Origin of the sequence: Stenotrophomonas indicatrix, assembly GCA_041545745.1 — a bacterium.
Taxonomy (GTDB): domain Bacteria; phylum Pseudomonadota; class Gammaproteobacteria; order Xanthomonadales; family Xanthomonadaceae; genus Stenotrophomonas; species Stenotrophomonas indicatrix_A.
Genome location: CP168152.1, coordinates 930,598 through 947,017, shown reverse-complemented (window position 1 = coordinate 947,017; position 16,420 = coordinate 930,598). Strand labels below are relative to the sequence as shown.

The window sequence follows — 16,420 nt, the reverse complement described above, 5'->3', positions numbered from 1 at the left end:
TTGCCCCCTGCCCTGCCACGCTGGGCAGACCCTGCCCGAGGACCGACCGCTTGCGACCCCTGCTGCTCACCGCTGCCCTGACCCTGGCCCTGGCCGCCCCGCTGGCGCAGGCCCAGGAGAAGCTGCCGGACATCGGCTCCTCGGCGGGGGAACTGCTGACCCCGGCCCGCCAGGCCGAGTACGGCGCGATGATGCTGCGCGAGCTGCGCAACTACGGCTACCTGCTGGACGATCCGCTGGTCAACGACTGGCTGCAGACCATGGGCACCCGCCTCGGTTCCAACAGCGACCAGCCGCGCCAGCCCTACACGTTCTTCGTGATGAAGGACCGCCAGATCAATGCCTTCGCCACCCTCGGCGGCTATATCGGCGTCAATGCCGGCCTGGTATTGACCGCCGAGCGCGAGGACGAGGTAGCGGCGGTGCTGTCGCACGAAATCGCCCACGTCACCCAGCAGCACGTGTTGCGCGGGGTCGAACGCGCCCAGCGTGACCAGATCCCGATCCTGCTGGGCATGCTGGCGGCGGTGGTTGCCGCCCAGGCCAGCAACAGCTCCTCCTCGGGCAACGCCACCATGGCTGCGATCAGCTCGGGCATGGGCCTGATGCAGCAACGGCAGATCGACTACACCCGCTCCAATGAATCCGAGGCCGACCGGCTGGGCATCCGCACGCTGTCGCGCAGCGGCTACGACGTGGATGCGATGGCCGGCTTCTTCGAGCGCATGTCCTCGGCGATGCGCGGCAATGATGGCGGTTACAGCGTTCCTGACTTCCTGCGCACCCACCCGGTCAACACCACCCGCATCAGCGAGGCCAAGGCCCGCGCCGAACAGATGAAGAAGGACACGGTGCTGCTGACCACGCGCACGCCCAGCGGTGAGCGCAAGGAACGGGTAGACCCGGCCGACCCGACCCTGGGCGATCCGCTGCTGCGCGGCATCAACCCGCTGCTGCCCAGCAGCGTGCTGCGGGTTCCGATCGGCCAGCTCAGCCGCGGCGCCAGTGGCGATTTCAACTGGGCCCGTGAACGCCTGCGCGTACTCAGCGCCGACAGCCCGGCCGAACTGCAACGCGAGTACGCCGATCTTGCGCGGCGGCAGAAGGATGGCCTGGACGACGCCCAGCGTTATGGCCAGGCACTGGCCACGATGCGCGGCGGCCGCAGCGGCGCCAGCGAGGCCCGGCAGACGTTGACCGATCTGTTGAAGACCCATCCGGACAGCCTGTGGGTCGCCCTGGCCCTGGCCGAGGCCGAATCACGCACCGGCCAATCCACCCAGGCCAATGCGCGCTTCGAGCAGCTGCTGCACGAACACCCCAACAGCCGGCCGGTTGCCCTGACCTATGCCGAGATCCTGAACGAGCAGGGAGGCCAGGCCGCGGGCCAGCGCGCGCAGGCCATGCTGCGCCCGCTGCTGTCGCAAAGCGGTAACGATCCGGTCTTCCAGCAGCGCTACGCCCGCGCCAGTGAACTGGCCGGTGACAGTGTCCGCGCCAGCGAGGCCTATGCCGAGGCGGCGTTCCTGGGCGGACGCCCGGAACAGGCCCTGATGCAGCTGCAGGCACTCAAGCGCAACCCCGCCCTGGACTACGTCGGTCGGGCCCGGGTGGATGCGCGGATCGAGTCGATTACGCCCACCGTGCTCGAGCTGCGCCGGCAGGGTGTACAGGACCCGGATCTGGACCGCCGCTGAGTGCGGCATGACCGGCAGATGGCAGGAATGCCAGATGCCGGTCATGCAGTCACAAACATGTCATCAAACCGTAGTCTACTGGCACCACTCCAGTAACTGAGCCCTACGGTGCCCTCGTGCAGAAACGCATCCTGATCGTCGATGACGAGCCCGCGATCCGCGAAATGGTCGCCTTCGCCCTTCGCAAGGGCGATTACGAACCTGTCCACGCCGGTGACGCCCGCGAGGCCCAGACCGCCATCGCCGACCGCGTCCCCGACCTGATCCTGCTGGACTGGATGCTGCCCGGCACCAGCGGCCTGGACCTTGCCCGGCGCTGGCGCAAGGAAACCCTGACCCGCGAAGTGCCGATCATCATGCTGACCGCGCGCGGCGAAGAAAACGACCGCGTCGGTGGCCTCGAAGCCGGTGTCGACGATTACGTGGTCAAGCCGTTCTCGGCGCGCGAACTGCTGGCGCGTATCCGCGCGGTCATGCGCCGCGCCCGCGACGATGACGAGGACGGCAGCGTGGCGGTGGGCGCGATCCGCATCGACGGCGCCGCCCATCGCGTGTTCGCCAACGACCAGCCGGTGCCGATCGGCCCGACCGAATACCGCCTGCTGCACTTCTTCATGACCCACCCCGAGCGCGTGTATACCCGCGCGCAGTTGCTGGACCACGTGTGGGGCGGCAGCGTGTATGTGGAAGAACGCACCATCGACGTGCACATCCGCCGCCTGCGCAAGACGCTGGAACCGTTCAACGCCGAGAACATGGTGCAGACCGTGCGCGGCGCCGGTTACCGCTTCTCCACCGCAACCTGAGCCTCGTCGTGCCGGCGCCGTGCACCCCACAGTGCCGGCGTCGGCAACTCTGCTATAACTTCCGGTTCACCTGCGTGAACCGCCGCAACCCACGACGAGACCGCAATGCCCCGCCACATCCGCTCTGCCTGGTTGAAGACACTGGCCACCGTGGCCATCGTGTTGCTGTTGGCCGGTCTGGTCGGATGGTTCACTGGCCACCTGTGGCTGTGCATCGCGCTGGCGGCACTGGCGACGCTGGTCTGGCACTACTGGCGCCTGCGCCGCGTGCTGCGCCGGCTGACCGCGCGCCAGCGCTGGGATACTGCCGCCGAAGGCACCGGCGTCTGGAACGAGCTGGACCGCCTGCTGTACCGCAACCAGGTGGAGATGCGCGTGCGCAAGCGGCGCCTGCTGGACATGCTGCGCAGCTATCGCGCTGCAGCGGCCGCGCTGCCCGACGCCGTGGTGGTGCTGGACCGCAACAGCCAGCGCGTGCAGTGGTTCAACGAGGCAGCCACGGCCCTACTCGGCCTGCACCATCCCGGCGATCTGGGTGAAGCCCTGGTCGAACGCCTGCAGCCGATGCCGCTGGCCCATTGGCTGGCTGGTGGCCGCAATGCCGAACCGATCCTGGACGTGCCCTCGCCGGTCGATCCTGCGATCCGCCTGAACCTGCGCCTGATTCCCTATTCGTCCGACTACTGGCTGCTGATCGCCCGCGACGTCAGCAAGCTGCTGCGCCTGGAACAGGTGCGCCGCGATTTCGTGGCCAACGTTTCACACGAACTGCGCACCCCGCTCACCGTGGTCCACGGCTACCTGGACATGATGGACCCGGAGGATTTCCCGGGAACCGGACCGATGCTGGAAGAGATGCGCAAGCAGAGCCAGCGCATGGCCCAGCTGGTGGAAGACCTGTTGACCCTGTCGCGGCTGGAATCGCAGGAACACAGCGAGGCCGAGACGGTCGCCATGCAGCCCATGCTGGCCACGCTGCGCCGCGAAGCCGAAGCGCACAGCCAGGGCCGACACCAGATCAGCATCGATGACCTGGCTGGCGTGGACCTGCAGGGTTCGACCAAGGAACTGCACAGCGCGTTTTCCAACCTGGTCACCAACGCGGTGCGCTACACCCCGGCCGGTGGCCGCATCGCGGTGGAGTTCCGCCGCGAGGGCGACGGCGTGGTGCTGGCGGTACGTGACACCGGCTACGGTATTCCTGCCACCCACCTGCCGCGCCTGACCGAACGTTTCTACCGTGTCTCCAGCAGCCGCTCGCGCGAAAGCGGCGGCACCGGCCTGGGCTTGTCGATCGTCAAGCACATCCTCGGTCTGCATCACGCACGCCTGGAAATCGACAGTGAGGTCGGCAAAGGCTCGGTGTTCGCCTGCCATTTCGATGCCGACCACGTGCGACCGCGTGAATCCGCCCCCCTGACCTCCTTCGAAGAATGACGCCATGAGCAGCCTCGGATCCCTCCCCCTCCCCGTGAGCACGGACAGCGATCCGTTGCGCGACCCGGCGCTGTACATCAACCGCGAACTGTCGCAGCTGGATTTCAACTTCCGCGTGCTGGCCCAGGCGATGGACCCGCAGGTGCCGCTGCTGGAGCGCCTGCGCTTCATGTGCATCTCCTGCACCAACCTGGATGAATTCTTCGAGATCCGTGCCGCTGCGGTCCGTCATGCGCAGGAGTTCGGCCTGCCGCCGGCACCGGATGGCATGAGCCCGCAGGCAATCCTCAATGCCATCCACGAGCGCGCCGCCGAGCTGGTGGACCAGCAGTACCGCTGTTGGAACCAGACGCTGCGTCCGGCGCTGATGGAGGCCGGTATTGGTGTGCTCGGCCGCAACTCCTGGACCCACCGCCAGAAGCGCTGGCTGCGTGCCTACTTCCGCAACGAGATCATGCCGGTGCTGTCGCCGCTGGGCCTGGATCCGGTGCATCCGTTCCCGAAGATCCTCAACAAATCGCTGAACATCGTGGTGGTGCTGAAGGGCACCGATGCGTTCGGCCGCACCGGCCACCTGGCCATCGTGCGTGCGCCGCGTTCGCTGCCGCGGATCATCCAGCTGCCGGAAAAACTCGGCGGCCCGCAGAACTTCGTGTTCCTGTCCTCGGTGCTGTCCACCTTCGTGGACGAGTTGTTCCCGGGCCTGGAAGTGCTGGGCGCCTATCAGTTCCGTGTCACCCGCAACTCCGAGCTGGTGGTGGACGAGGAGGAAGTGGAAAACCTGGCGCTGGCCCTGCGCGACGAGCTGGTGGACCGTGGCTATCGTCCTGCGGTGCGCCTGGAAATCGCCCACGACATGCCGCGCGACATCGTCCGCACCCTGCTGCAGAACTTCGGCCTGACCGAGAACGCGGTGTACCGCATCGATGGACCGGTCAACCTCAACCGCATCATCCAGCTGTACGACCTGATCGCGCAGCCGGACCTGAAGTATCCGCCGATGACCCCGCGCACCCTGCGCGACAGCGACGGCATCTTCGAGACCACCGCACGCAAGGATCTGCTGCTGCACCACCCCTTCGACGCGTTCGCTGCAGTGCTGGACCTGATCCGCCAGGCCGCACTCGATCCGAACGTGCTGGCGATCAAGCAGACCCTGTACCGCACCGGCAAGGATTCGCTGATCGTCGATGCACTGATCCAGGCGGCACGCGCCGGTAAGGACGTGACCGTGGTGGTCGAGCTGCGCGCGCGGTTCGATGAAGAAGCCAACCTGGGCCTGGCCGATCGGCTGCAGGAAGCCGGTGTGCAGGTGGTGTACGGCGTGGTCGGCTACAAGACCCACGCCAAGATGCTGCTGATCGTGCGCCGCGAGGGGCGCAAGCTGCGCCGCTATGTGCACCTTGGCACGGGCAACTACCACAGCGGTACCGCACGCGCCTACACCGACCTGAGCCTGATCACCGCCGACGCCGACATCGGCAACGACGTGCACCTGCTGTTCCAGCAGTTGTCCGGGCTGGCGTCGAAGATGAAGCTCAAGCGCCTGCTGCAGTCGCCCTTCACGTTGCACACTGGGATCCTGGCGAGGATCGAGCGCGAGACGCGCATCGCCGCGGCCGGGCGACCGGCGCGGATCATCGCCAAGATGAACGCCCTCAACGAAGCGCAGGTGATCCGTGCGCTGTACGCCGCCTCGCAGGCGGGGGTGCAGATCGACCTGATCATCCGTGGCGCCTGCACCCTGCGCCCGGGCGTACCGGGCGTGTCGGACAACATCCGCGTGCGCTCGATCGTCGGCCGTTTCCTGGAACACAGCCGGGTCTACTGGTTCGGCAACGACGGCGCACCGGAGCTGTACTGCGCCAGCGCCGACTGGCTGGAACGCAACCTGCTGCGCCGGGTGGAAACCTGCTTCCCGATCCTCGACCCGGCGCTGGCCAAGCGGGTTTACCGCGAGGTGCTGCAGAACTACCTGGACGACAACCTCAACGCCTGGGAGCTGGATGCCGAGGGCATCTACCACAAGCGTGCCCCGGCCCACGACGAAGCCCCGCATTCGGCGCAGATGGCGTTGATGCAGGGACTTTGATCCGGTAGGTGCCGACCTTGGTCGGCACGTTTGGTTTCATCCACGCATGGCGTGGATCTACCGTGTCGACCAAGGTCGACACCTACCAACAGCCGCGTGAACCTGTCGAAGGTCGACACATGCAGGGTCTTTGATCCGGTAGATGCTGACCTTGGTCGGCACGTTTGGTTTCATCCACGCATGGCGTGGATCTACTGTGTCGACCAAGGTCGACACCTACCAAGAGTGGGCAATGCCATTCCGACAGATCGCGGAGATCTGTCGAAGGCGGGGTGGGTCCGGTTGCGGGGGTGTGAGCCGCATGGATGCGGCGCCCAAGCCTCCATGGACGGATTCACGGCGTCCCCCGCAACCGGACCCACCCCGCCCTCCCACGGATACCCCGCTTTTGACGTTGACGTTGATTCGGCGGGTGCAGGGCGCAGCCCTGCCGCACTCCCCCCACAAAATGTGAAGCCCGCGCGGTGACGAGTTCACCGCCCCTTCGGCTAACATTCGCCCATGCCGCATACCACCACGACTCCGCCCGCATTGCAGGATGGCGACCTGCTGGCCGCCATCGACCTTGGCTCCAATAGCTTCCACATGGTCATCGCGCGTTACACGCTTGGCCAGCTGCGGGTGATCGACCGCCTGCGCGAGACCGTGCGCATGGCCGATGGCCTGGATGGCAAGGGCGGACTCTCCGCCGCAGCCCGACAGCGCGCGCTGGAATGCCTGGCCCGGTTCGGCCAACGCATCCGCAACGTCCCACCGCATCGCGTGCGTGCGCTGGCCACCAACACGGTCCGTCAGCTGCGTTCGCCGCAGGCCTTCCTGATGCCGGCCGAGACCGCGCTCGGGCATGCCATCGAAGTGGTCAGTGGCCGCGAAGAGGCGCGCCTGATCTATCTCGGCGTGGCCCATGCGCAACCGCCCAAGCCCGACCAGCACCGTCTGGTGATCGACATCGGTGGCGGCTCGACCGAGTTCATCATCGGCAAGGGCATGCAGACCCTGGAGCGCGAGAGCCTGCAGGCCGGGTGCATCGCCAGCACCCGTCGCTTTTTTCCGGGCGGCAAACTCAGCAAGAAGCGCTGGAAGGACGCGCTGGCCGAGATCGGCCGGGAGTTCCAGCCCTTCGCCAGCAAATACCGCGCGCTGGGCTGGCAGGAAGCACTGGGCTCGTCCGGCACCCACAAGGCCATCAGCGAAATCTGCGCGACGATGAAGCTGAGCAAGGGTGCGATCACGGCCGAGGCACTGCCCCAGCTCCGCGATGAGCTGCTGAAGGCCAAGAAGATCGACGACATCGTGCTGCCTGGCCTGTCCAGCGATCGCCGGCCGATCATCGCTGGCGGCATCCTTGTGCTGGAGGCCGCCTTCCAGGCGTTGGGCCTGGAGAAGCTGCTGGTCAGCAAGGCTGCAATGCGCGAAGGCATCCTCTATGACATTCTCGGCCGTGCCGGCGACAACGACCCGCGCGATGAATCGGTGGCCGCCCTCACCCATCGCTATGGTATCGATACGGTGCAGGCCGGTCGCGTGCAGGACACCGCACTGTCGTTGCTGGAGCAGGTGCAGGAACGCTGGAAGCTGGACGCCGATGACGCACGCATGCTCGGCTGGGCCGCGCGCCTGCATGAACTGGGGTTGATGATCGCCCACAGCGGTTACCACGTGCATGGCAGCTACGTGCTGGAAAACTCGGACATCGCCGGCTTCTCGCGGCAGGAACAGCAGATGCTGGCGACGCTGGTGCGTAATCACCGCCGCGGCATCAGCAAGACTGCCTTCGATGCCATTCCCGAACGCCTGCTGCTGACGGCACGACGCCTGGTTGCCTTGTTGCGCCTGGCGGTACTGCTCAACCGCGCGCATGAAGACGCACCGCTGCCGGCACTGGAACTGACCGCCGACGACGGCCGCCTGTCGCTGATCGTGCCGCAGGCCTTCATTGATGCACGCCCGTTGCTGCGCGCCGACCTGATCGGCGAGACCGAAGGCATCGCCGGGCTGGGCATCCAGTTCCGTCCGTTCGTGGTCTGAGCAGGGCGCCGGGACGCCGTCCGATCGCTGGCCGGCGCCCGATTACATTTCGTTACAGTCCGCGCAATCGACCGCCAATTCCTGCTGCAACGCAGCAGCTGGCGGTGGCCGTGCCTGCCGCGTCTTCACGTAAACCCCTGCTTTTGTTCACATTTCGTGAAACCACGTGATTTGTAGCGACACAAACCGACACACGCTCTTTACAGGGCATTAACCAACGAGACTACTATCGGGTCATCGGCTCGGTCCTGGACCTGCCGATTCCTTCGACGCCCGTTTTGGCGTCCGTTGCACGACCCGAGAGAGAGAGAGCTCGTCATGACTTCACGCACCACCGCACTGGGGCAGGCCATCCGCTACGCCCTGGCAACCACTGCGACGCTGGCTGCGCTGCCCGCGTTCGCCCAGAGCAGCAGCACCGCCTCGCCGACCAACCTGGACCGCATCGAGATCACCGGTTCACGCATCCGCCAGGTGGACGTTGAAACGTCGCAGCCGGTACTGGCGCTGACCCGCGCCGACATCGAGCGCCAGGGTTTCAGCTCGGTGTCGGACATCCTGCAGAACGTGACCGCGATGGGCAGCCCGACCATCAGCCGCGCCAACGTACTGTCGGCCGGTGAGGATGCTGGTGGTACCTACGTGAACATGCGCAACCTGGGCACCCAGCGCACGCTGGTGCTGGTCAACGGCAAGCGCCTGGGCATCAGCACCTCGGGCTACCAGGACGTGTCGACCCTGCCCGTGTCTGCGGTCGAACGCATCGAAGTGCTGAAGGACGGCGCCTCGGCCATCTACGGCTCCGACGCGATGGCCGGCGTGATCAACATCATCACCCGCACCAACGTCAACGGCGTCACCGCCAATGTCTACCACGGCCAGTACAGCGAGGGCGACGGCGCCCGGGATCGCGTCGACGTGGTTGCCGGCTGGTCCAACGACCGCTTCTCGGCCACCTTCGCTGCCGAACACTCGGAAGAAAAAGCCGTGTGGGCACGTGACCGTGGCTTCAGCCGATACGGCAACACCGACCGCCACCCGACCGATGGCTGGACCACCAACAGCCAGTGGGGCCAGTTCTACGGCGTGAAGGGCGGCCCGGGCTGCACCAAGGCAGCCGGTTGCGACTACGCGCTCAACCGCGGCAGCGACCCGACCAACCCGGCGAACTACCACTTCACCGACCCGACCGCGTTCACCGGTGACGTCAGCAACACCAATGAACAGATGCACCTGAGCTACCCGATCAAGCGTGATTCGCTGTACTTCTCGGGCACGGCCAACATCACCGACAACGTCCGCTTCAAGGCCGAGCTGGGCTACAACAAGCGCTCATCGACCCGCGTCACCGCCGGCTATCCGTTCGACACCGCCACCGCCAAGATCAAGGGCATGTCGGCCGACAGCTACTTCAACCCGTTCGGCAACCAGCATGGTTACGCCAAGCCCACCGATGTGAGCTGGAACCGCCGCCTGTGGGAAGTGCCGCGCACCAGCACCAGCGAGCTGAAGACCTACCGCGCCGTGGCCGCGTTCGAGGGTTCGTTCGATATCGGTGAGCGCTACTTCGATTGGGAAGTGGGCTACCAATACAACAAGAACGAACTGCGCCAGAGCACCTTCGGCAACCTGCACAAGGGGCGCGTCGAACAGGCTACCGGCAAGTCCTACCTGAACCCGGCAACGGGCAAGGTCGAGTGCGGTGCGCCGGGCGCGCCGATCGCCAACTGCATGCCGTGGAATCCGCTGGTTCCTTATGGCGTGGAAAGCCCGTATGGCATGACCAACAACCAAGCCCTGCAGGACTGGCTGTTCCCGCCGGAGAACGCGACCGGCCGCACGACCTCGAAGAACGCCTTCGCCACCATCAGTGGCAGCCTGTTCACCCTGCCGGCCGGCGACCTGGGCTTCGCCTTCGGCGTCGAAAACCGCGAGGAAACCGGCAAGTTCGTACCGGACCCGCTGGCGCAGACCGGTGCCACCACCAACCTGGCCGCTGGCCCGACCGGTGGCTCGTACAAGGTGCAGGAAGCCTACCTGGAGTTGAACGTGCCGGTGCTGGCCGACCTGCCGGGTGCGCGTGAGCTGAGCTTGAACGCGGCGACCCGCTTCTCGGACTACAACACCTTCGGCAATACGCTCAACAGCAAGTTCGGCTTCAAGTGGAAGCCGATCGACCAGCTACTGGTGCGTGGTACCTGGGCCCAGGGCTTCCGCGCTCCGACCATTTCCGATCTGTACGGCGGTGGTTCGGAAACCTTCGCCAACTTCTCCGACCCGTGTGACAGCAAGTACGGCTCGGCCCGCAGCAGCGCCGAAGTGCGCGCCAGATGTGCACGCGACATCGCCGACGTTGCCAACTTCCGCCAGCTGGACAACCGCAACCAGCCGACCGAAGGTTCCGTCGCAGCTACGCCGACGCCGTTCACCTCCGGCTCGAACCCGGACCTGAAGCCGGAAACCTCGACCAGCCGCACCTTGGGCGTGGTCTGGAGCCCGACCTTCATCAGCAACTTCAACGTTTCGCTGGACTGGTGGAAGATCCGCATCGATGACACCATCGTCGACGACAGCCCGAACCAGATCCTGATCGACTGCTATGAGCAGGGCCTGGCCGACCGTTGCGCGCGCTTCACCCGCAACGCGACCACCGGCATCGTCACCGGCCTGAAGTTCGGCAACCGCAATGCCGGCTTCATGGAAACGGAAGGCTACGACATGGACCTGACGTACCGCCTGGATACCGACTACGGCAAGCTGAGCACCTCGTGGTCGACCACCTACGTGGCCAAGGACGTCTTCCGCTCGTCCAACGACAGCACGATCGTGCCGACCGTCAACAACGGCATCGCCACCAACACCGGCATCGGCTTCCGCGTGCGTTCGAACCTGACCGTGGGCTGGGATCTGGAGAACTTCGGCGTCAGCTGGACCGCGCGCTACTATTCCAGCGTCAAGGAACAGTGCGTCAACCCGGGCAAGTACGCCGATGAGTGCTCGGACCTGAACGTTGCAGCTCCCTGGTACAAGGGCACGCGCAACTACAACGAACGTGGTTCGGTCACCTTCCACGACGTCCAGTTCCGCTACAACCTGCCGTGGGATGCCACCGTTTCGGTCGGCGCCAACAACGTGTTCGACAAGCAGGGCCCGGTCATGTACACCAAGCCGCGCTCGGTCTTCTCCTACTACGGCGGCTATGACATCGGTCGTTTCATCTACATGAAGTACACCCAGCGCTTCTGATCCACGCGCTGGCGCAACACCATGACCACGGCCCTTCGGGGCCGTGGTTTTTTTGTGCCTGCGCAGGTTGTCGCCATCCACATCGGTCTTGACGCTTCCAATCCGGCACGTGGGCCCGGGCAAGCCCTCAGCCGGAACACCACATGACCGAGCAATCGATTGATTCGATTCCGCTTTGTGCAAAAGCGTCATCACCGATCCGGGCGCTTTCGTCGCTTTCCTCTACTCCTCTCTGCGGGCCTTCACTAGGTTTGAACGTCCACCGCCCGCGGTGGAACTGGCGCAGCCCTGCTTGGCCGCGCACCGATGAATTGGAAGAGAGAGAGACCCATGACCATCCGTATTCCCGAACTTGGGTTGGCGATCCGTCGAGCGCTTGCGGTGACAGCCACCACTGCGTTGGCCGTTCCCGCATTCGCCCAGCATTCCGTTGAAGCCACCACCCTGGACCGCATCGAGATCACTGGCTCGCGCATCCGCCAGGTCGATCTGGAAACCGCACAGCCTGTGCTGACCATCAGCCGCGCTGACATCGAGCGGCAAGGCTTCAATTCCGTCGCCGACATCCTGCAGAACCTCACCGCAACCGGCAGCCCGGCACTGAGCCGCGCCAGCCCGCTCAGCGCTGGCGAAACCGCCGGTGGCAGTTACGTGGACATGCGCGGACTGGGTGCGCAGCGCACGCTGGTGCTGATCAATGGCAAACGCCTGGGCATGACAACCAGTGGTTACCAGGACGTCTCCAGCATTCCTGCCGCTGCCGTGGAGCGCATGGAAGTACTGAAGGATGGCGCATCGGCCATCTACGGTTCCGACGCCATGGCCGGCGTGATCAACATCATCACCCGCCGCAACGTCGAGGGCGTGACCGCCAGCGTCTACCATGGCCAGTTCAGCGAAGGCGACGGCGCCCGCACCCAGTACGACGTGGTTGGCGGCTGGTCGAATGAACGCGCCTCGATCAGCCTCGCCGCCGAGCATGTCGAAGAAAAGGGCGTGTGGGCGAGGGACCGGGACTTCAGTGCCTACACCTATACCGATCGTCATCCGGACGATGGTTGGACCACGGTCGGCCAGTGGGGCCGCATCACCGGCTTCAAGGGCCCGGGCTGCAGCAACAGCCGTGGCTGCAGCTATTCGCTCGACCGTGGCAGCCAGCCGGGGGGGCCGGACAGCTTCCATCTCAGCGACAACACGCCGTTCACCGGTGATGTCAGCAACAGCAACGAGCAGATGCACCTGCAGACACCGATCAGGCGCGACTCGATCTTCGTTGACGCGCGCGTGGATCTGAACGACCAGGTCCGCTTCAACACTCAGCTGGCCTACAACCAACGCACCACCAGGCGCCAGGTCGCCGGCTACCCGTTCCAGTCCGGCGCAGCCGGCATCACGCCGATGTCCGTCGACAGTTGGTTCAATCCGTTCGGCAGCCATCACGGCTACGAAACGCCCAGCGACGTGCACTGGAACCGCCGCACGTGGGAGATTCCGCGCGTCAGTACCAGCGAACTGACCTCCTGGCAGGGCGTGGCTGCGTTCGAGGGCAGCTTCGCGTTCGGCGGTCGCGATTTCGACTGGGAAGCCGGCTACCAGTACAACCGCAGCGAACTGACCCAACGCGCCACCGGCAACCTGCACAAGCAACGCGTCGCCGATGCCACCGGGCCGTCCTTCTACAATCCGGCCACCGGCAAGGTCGAGTGCGGTACACCGGAGGCGCCGATCAGCGGGTGCAGGCCCTGGAACCCGCTGGTGCCCTATGGCCAGGATGATCCCTATGGTCTGACCGGCAACCCGGAACTGCAGGACTGGTTGTTCCCTGAGGAACTCACCCGCGGCCGTACCACTACCCGCAACCTGTTCGCCAACCTCAGCGGCAGTCTCGCCACCCTGCCTGCAGGTGAGCTGGGCTTCGCAGTGGGTGCGGAGAGCCGCCGCGAGGATGGCCGCTTCATCCCCGATGCGCTGGCACAGACCGGTGCCACCACCAATCTGGCCGCAGGCCCCACCGGCGGTGGCTACCGTGTAGACGAGGCTTATCTGGAGCTGAGCGTGCCGGTGCTGCGCGACCTGGCCGGTGCGCGTGAGCTGAGCCTGAGCGCCGCTACCCGATACTCGGACTACACCACCTTCGGCGGCACCCTCAACAGCAAGTTCGGCTTCACCTGGAAGCCGATCCACCAGCTGCTGGTCCGCGGCACGTGGGCCCAGGGCTTCCGCGCACCGACCATCTCCAATCTGTATGGCGGTGGTTCTGAAACCTTCACCACCGGCTTCCGTGATCCCTGCGACACCGTCTACGGTGCTGCGGCGAGCAGTCCGGAAGTGCGTGCACGCTGCGCCGCCGACATCGCCAATGCCGACAGCTACCGCCAGCTCGGCCAGGGCAACGAGCCGATCACCGGCAGCAGTGGACAGACACCCCTCCCCTTCACCAACGGCTCCAATCCGGATCTGGAACCGGAGACCTCGACCAGCCGCACACTGGGCCTGGTCTGGAGCCCGACGTTTGCCGAAGGACTTCACATCGCACTGGACTGGTGGAAGATCCGCATCGAGAACACCATCGTCGCAGACCATCCCAACAACATCCTCCGCGACTGCTACGAGTTGGGCATCGCAGAACGTTGTGGCAGTTTCACCCGTGACCCGGAACTGGGTATCGTCGACAAGCTCAGTTACGGCAACCGCAACAGTGGTTTCCGCCAGGCAGAAGGCTATGACCTGGAGATCGGCCACAAGGTCGAAACCCGCTGGGGCACGCTGCGCGCCGATTGGAGGACAACCTATGTGGTTGCCGCCGAGGAACGGACCACCAACGAGGCGGATGTGCCGCCGATTCCCAGCAATGGCATCGCCACCAACGGAGGTATCGGCTTCCGGGTCCGCTCCAACGCATCGCTGGGCTGGGAGCAGGGCAACCTGGGCCTCACCTGGAGCCTGCGTTACTTCTCCGCCGTCAAGGAACGCTGCCTGGACGCAAGCGGCCATCCGGACGAATGTTCCGATCCGGACCAGCGCGCGCCCTGGTACAGCGGCAGCCGCGATTACAACCGACGCGGCTCGGTCACGTTCCATGATGTACAGGCGCGCTACAACCTGCCATGGAACGCCACCGTTTCGATCGGCGCCAACAATGTGTTCGCCCGCCAGGGACCGATCCTGTACAGCCAGCCCAGTTCCAACTTCTCCTACTACGGCGGCTTCGACATCGGTCGCTTCGTCTACATGAAGTACCAGCAGCGCTTCTGATCCACACGCTGGCGCAACGCCACGACCACGGCCCTTCGGGGCCGTGGTTTTTTTGTGCCCCTGAACTACGCAGACATCGCCTTGCCTGGCCGTCATCGCGCTGTCGCAAAGCGGTCATGTCGGCTACATCGCCAGGCCTGAGCATGCGTAAAACCGGAGGCCCGCCATGCGCTATGCCATCGTCACCGAAACCTACCCGCCGGAGATCAACGGCGTCGCACTGACCGTGCAGGGCCTGGAGCAGGGATTGCGCGCCGCCGGCCACGAGGTCGACCTGATCCGTCCACGACAGGTCAGCGAAGCACTGGATGCGGCGCCGGATACCCTGCTGGTACCGGGCGCGGCCTTGCCGCGCTACCCCGGCCTGCGCTTCGGCCTGCCGGCACCGATCCGGCTGGGCCGGCACTGGCGGCAGCAGCGCCCGGATGCGGTCTACGTGGCGACCGAGGGCCCACTGGGCTGGTCGGCGCTGCGCACCGCACGGCGCCTCGGCATTCCGGTGGCTACCGGATTCCACACCCGCTTCGACGAATACCTGCCCGACTATGGCGTGGCGTGGCTGCAGTCGGCGGCAATGCGCTGGATGCGCCGCTTCCACAACCAGGCCGACGCGACCCTGGTGCCCACCCGCGAACTGCAGGAATTCCTGACCGAGCAGGGTTTCGAGCGTGTGCGCCTGCTCGCGCGAGCGGTCGACAGCCAGCAGTTCGACCCGTCGCGCCGCGACCCGGCACTGCGCGAGGAATGGGGTATCGATGGCACGGGCCTGGCGGCGATCTACGTTGGCCGCATTGCCGCCGAAAAGAACCTCGGCCTGGCGGTGAAGGCCTTCCGCAAGCTGCAGCAGGTGCGCCCGAAAGCACGCTTCATCTGGGTCGGCGATGGCCCGGCGCGCGAGAAGCTGGCGCATGAGAATCCCGATTTCATCTTCTGCGGCATCCAGCGCGGCGATGCCCTCGCCCGCCATTTCGCCAGCGGCGATCTGTTCCTCTTCCCCAGCCGCAGCGAGACATTCGGCAACGTGACTCTGGAAAGCATGGCAAGCGGTCTGGCCACGGTCGCTTTCGACTACGGCGCGGCCCGCGAGTACCTGCGCAACGGCGAGAACGGTGCGGCAGTGGATGACGACGAGCAGTTCGTGCAGGCAGCAGTACAACTGGCTGCCGATGACGCCCTGCGCCGCGAACTGGGTGGCAACGCGGCACGGGCGATGAAGCGGCTGCACCCACAGCAGGTGGTGGCGGAGTTCGAGAGCCTGTTGGCGGAACTGGCCAGCGCGCGGAGGAGCGGACATGCGCACCACGCCGCTTGAACTGCTGGCCGGCCGCGAAGCACGGTTGTGCCGCCGTGCCAACCACTACTGCCGACGTCGCCGCGTGCGGCGCGTCTTTTCGATCATCAGCCGGCTCGGCGATGGCGTGTTCTGGTACGTGTTGATGGGCGCACTGGTACTCATTGATGGCTTCGACGGCCTGCGCGCATCGGTGCACATGGCCGCCACCGGGCTGGCCGCGCTGCTGCTGTACAAGGGGCTGAAGCGCTGGACCCGGCGACCACGGCCGTACGCGGCCGACCTGCGTATCCGTGCCTGGGTGGCGCCGCTGGATGAGTTCAGTTTCCCGTCCGGCCATACCCTGCACGCGGTGTCGTTCACCATCGTCGCGCTGGCCTACTACCCCTGGCTGGCACCGCTGCTGGTGCCGTTCACCTTCGGCGTGGGCCTGTCACGCGTAGTACTGGGCCTGCACTACCCGAGTGACGTTCTGGCCGCCACCGGCATCGCGGCACTGCTGGCCTCGGCCAGCCTGGCTTGGCTGCCGTTGCCGGTGTGATGCACAGCGACTGCGCAGGGCCCTGCG

Annotated in this window: 9 protein-coding genes; all 9 read left to right on the top strand. The window is 65.7% G+C overall.

The annotated features are described in order from the left end of the window. Nucleotides 1–50 precede the first annotated feature (50 nt). On the top strand, nucleotides 51–1,697 hold the full coding sequence (locus ACEF39_RS04240) for a M48 family metalloprotease (protein WP_500287068.1): 1,647 nt from the start codon (nucleotides 51–53) through the stop codon (nucleotides 1,695–1,697). Nucleotides 1,698–1,813: 116 nt separating this feature from the next. Beyond that, nucleotides 1,814–2,503, top strand: coding sequence for a phosphate regulon transcriptional regulator PhoB (gene phoB / locus ACEF39_RS04235; protein ID WP_025878121.1), 690 nt, complete (start codon nucleotides 1,814–1,816; stop codon nucleotides 2,501–2,503). 105 nt (nucleotides 2,504–2,608) lie between these two features. After that, nucleotides 2,609–3,940, top strand: a complete 1,332-nt coding sequence (gene phoR, locus ACEF39_RS04230; RefSeq protein WP_089239075.1) for a phosphate regulon sensor histidine kinase PhoR — start codon at nucleotides 2,609–2,611, stop codon at nucleotides 3,938–3,940. Between the two features lie 4 nt (nucleotides 3,941–3,944). Further along, nucleotides 3,945–6,032: a polyphosphate kinase 1 gene (gene ppk1, locus ACEF39_RS04225; RefSeq protein ID WP_312785686.1), complete on the top strand. Its 2,088-nt coding sequence runs from the start codon at nucleotides 3,945–3,947 to the stop codon at nucleotides 6,030–6,032. Nucleotides 6,033–6,533: 501 nt separating this feature from the next. Continuing rightward, nucleotides 6,534–8,060: an exopolyphosphatase gene (gene ppx / locus ACEF39_RS04220; RefSeq protein ID WP_312705687.1), complete on the top strand. Its 1,527-nt coding sequence runs from the start codon at nucleotides 6,534–6,536 to the stop codon at nucleotides 8,058–8,060. Between the two features lie 318 nt (nucleotides 8,061–8,378). Continuing rightward, nucleotides 8,379–11,306 (top strand): TonB-dependent receptor domain-containing protein, encoded by a 2,928-nt coding sequence (locus ACEF39_RS04215; protein WP_500287067.1) that lies wholly within the window; start codon nucleotides 8,379–8,381, stop codon nucleotides 11,304–11,306. A gap of 330 nt (nucleotides 11,307–11,636) precedes the next feature. Beyond that, a complete protein-coding gene (locus tag ACEF39_RS04210) occupies nucleotides 11,637–14,561 on the top strand; it encodes a TonB-dependent receptor domain-containing protein (protein ID WP_500287066.1) in 2,925 nt (974 codons plus the stop codon). 166 nt (nucleotides 14,562–14,727) lie between these two features. Further along, nucleotides 14,728–15,873: a glycosyltransferase family 4 protein gene (locus tag ACEF39_RS04205; RefSeq protein ID WP_500287065.1), complete on the top strand. Its 1,146-nt coding sequence runs from the start codon at nucleotides 14,728–14,730 to the stop codon at nucleotides 15,871–15,873. Then, nucleotides 15,854–16,393 carry a phosphatase PAP2 family protein gene (locus tag ACEF39_RS04200; RefSeq protein ID WP_025878111.1) on the top strand — a complete coding sequence of 180 codons (540 nt, stop codon included), beginning with the start codon at nucleotides 15,854–15,856 and terminating at the stop codon, nucleotides 16,391–16,393. The genes ACEF39_RS04205 and ACEF39_RS04200 overlap by 20 nt, the downstream gene beginning before the upstream one ends. Nucleotides 16,394–16,420 lie beyond the last annotated feature (27 nt).

What these genes read in the sequence shown, in the direction of transcription:
- phoR (WP_089239075.1), top strand. Translation starts at nt 2,609, where the DNA reads ATGCCCCGCCACATCCGCTCTGCCTGGTTGAAGACACTGGCCACCGTG.
- ppk1 (WP_312785686.1), top strand. Translation starts at nt 3,945, where the DNA reads ATGAGCAGCCTCGGATCCCTCCCCCTCCCCGTGAGCACGGACAGCGAT.
- ppx (WP_312705687.1), top strand. Translation starts at nt 6,534, where the DNA reads ATGCCGCATACCACCACGACTCCGCCCGCATTGCAGGATGGCGACCTG.
- ACEF39_RS04215 (WP_500287067.1), top strand. Translation starts at nt 8,379, where the DNA reads ATGACTTCACGCACCACCGCACTGGGGCAGGCCATCCGCTACGCCCTG.
- ACEF39_RS04210 (WP_500287066.1), top strand. Translation starts at nt 11,637, where the DNA reads ATGACCATCCGTATTCCCGAACTTGGGTTGGCGATCCGTCGAGCGCTT.
- ACEF39_RS04205 (WP_500287065.1), top strand. Translation starts at nt 14,728, where the DNA reads ATGCGCTATGCCATCGTCACCGAAACCTACCCGCCGGAGATCAACGGC.
- ACEF39_RS04200 (WP_025878111.1), top strand. Translation starts at nt 15,854, where the DNA reads ATGCGCACCACGCCGCTTGAACTGCTGGCCGGCCGCGAAGCACGGTTG.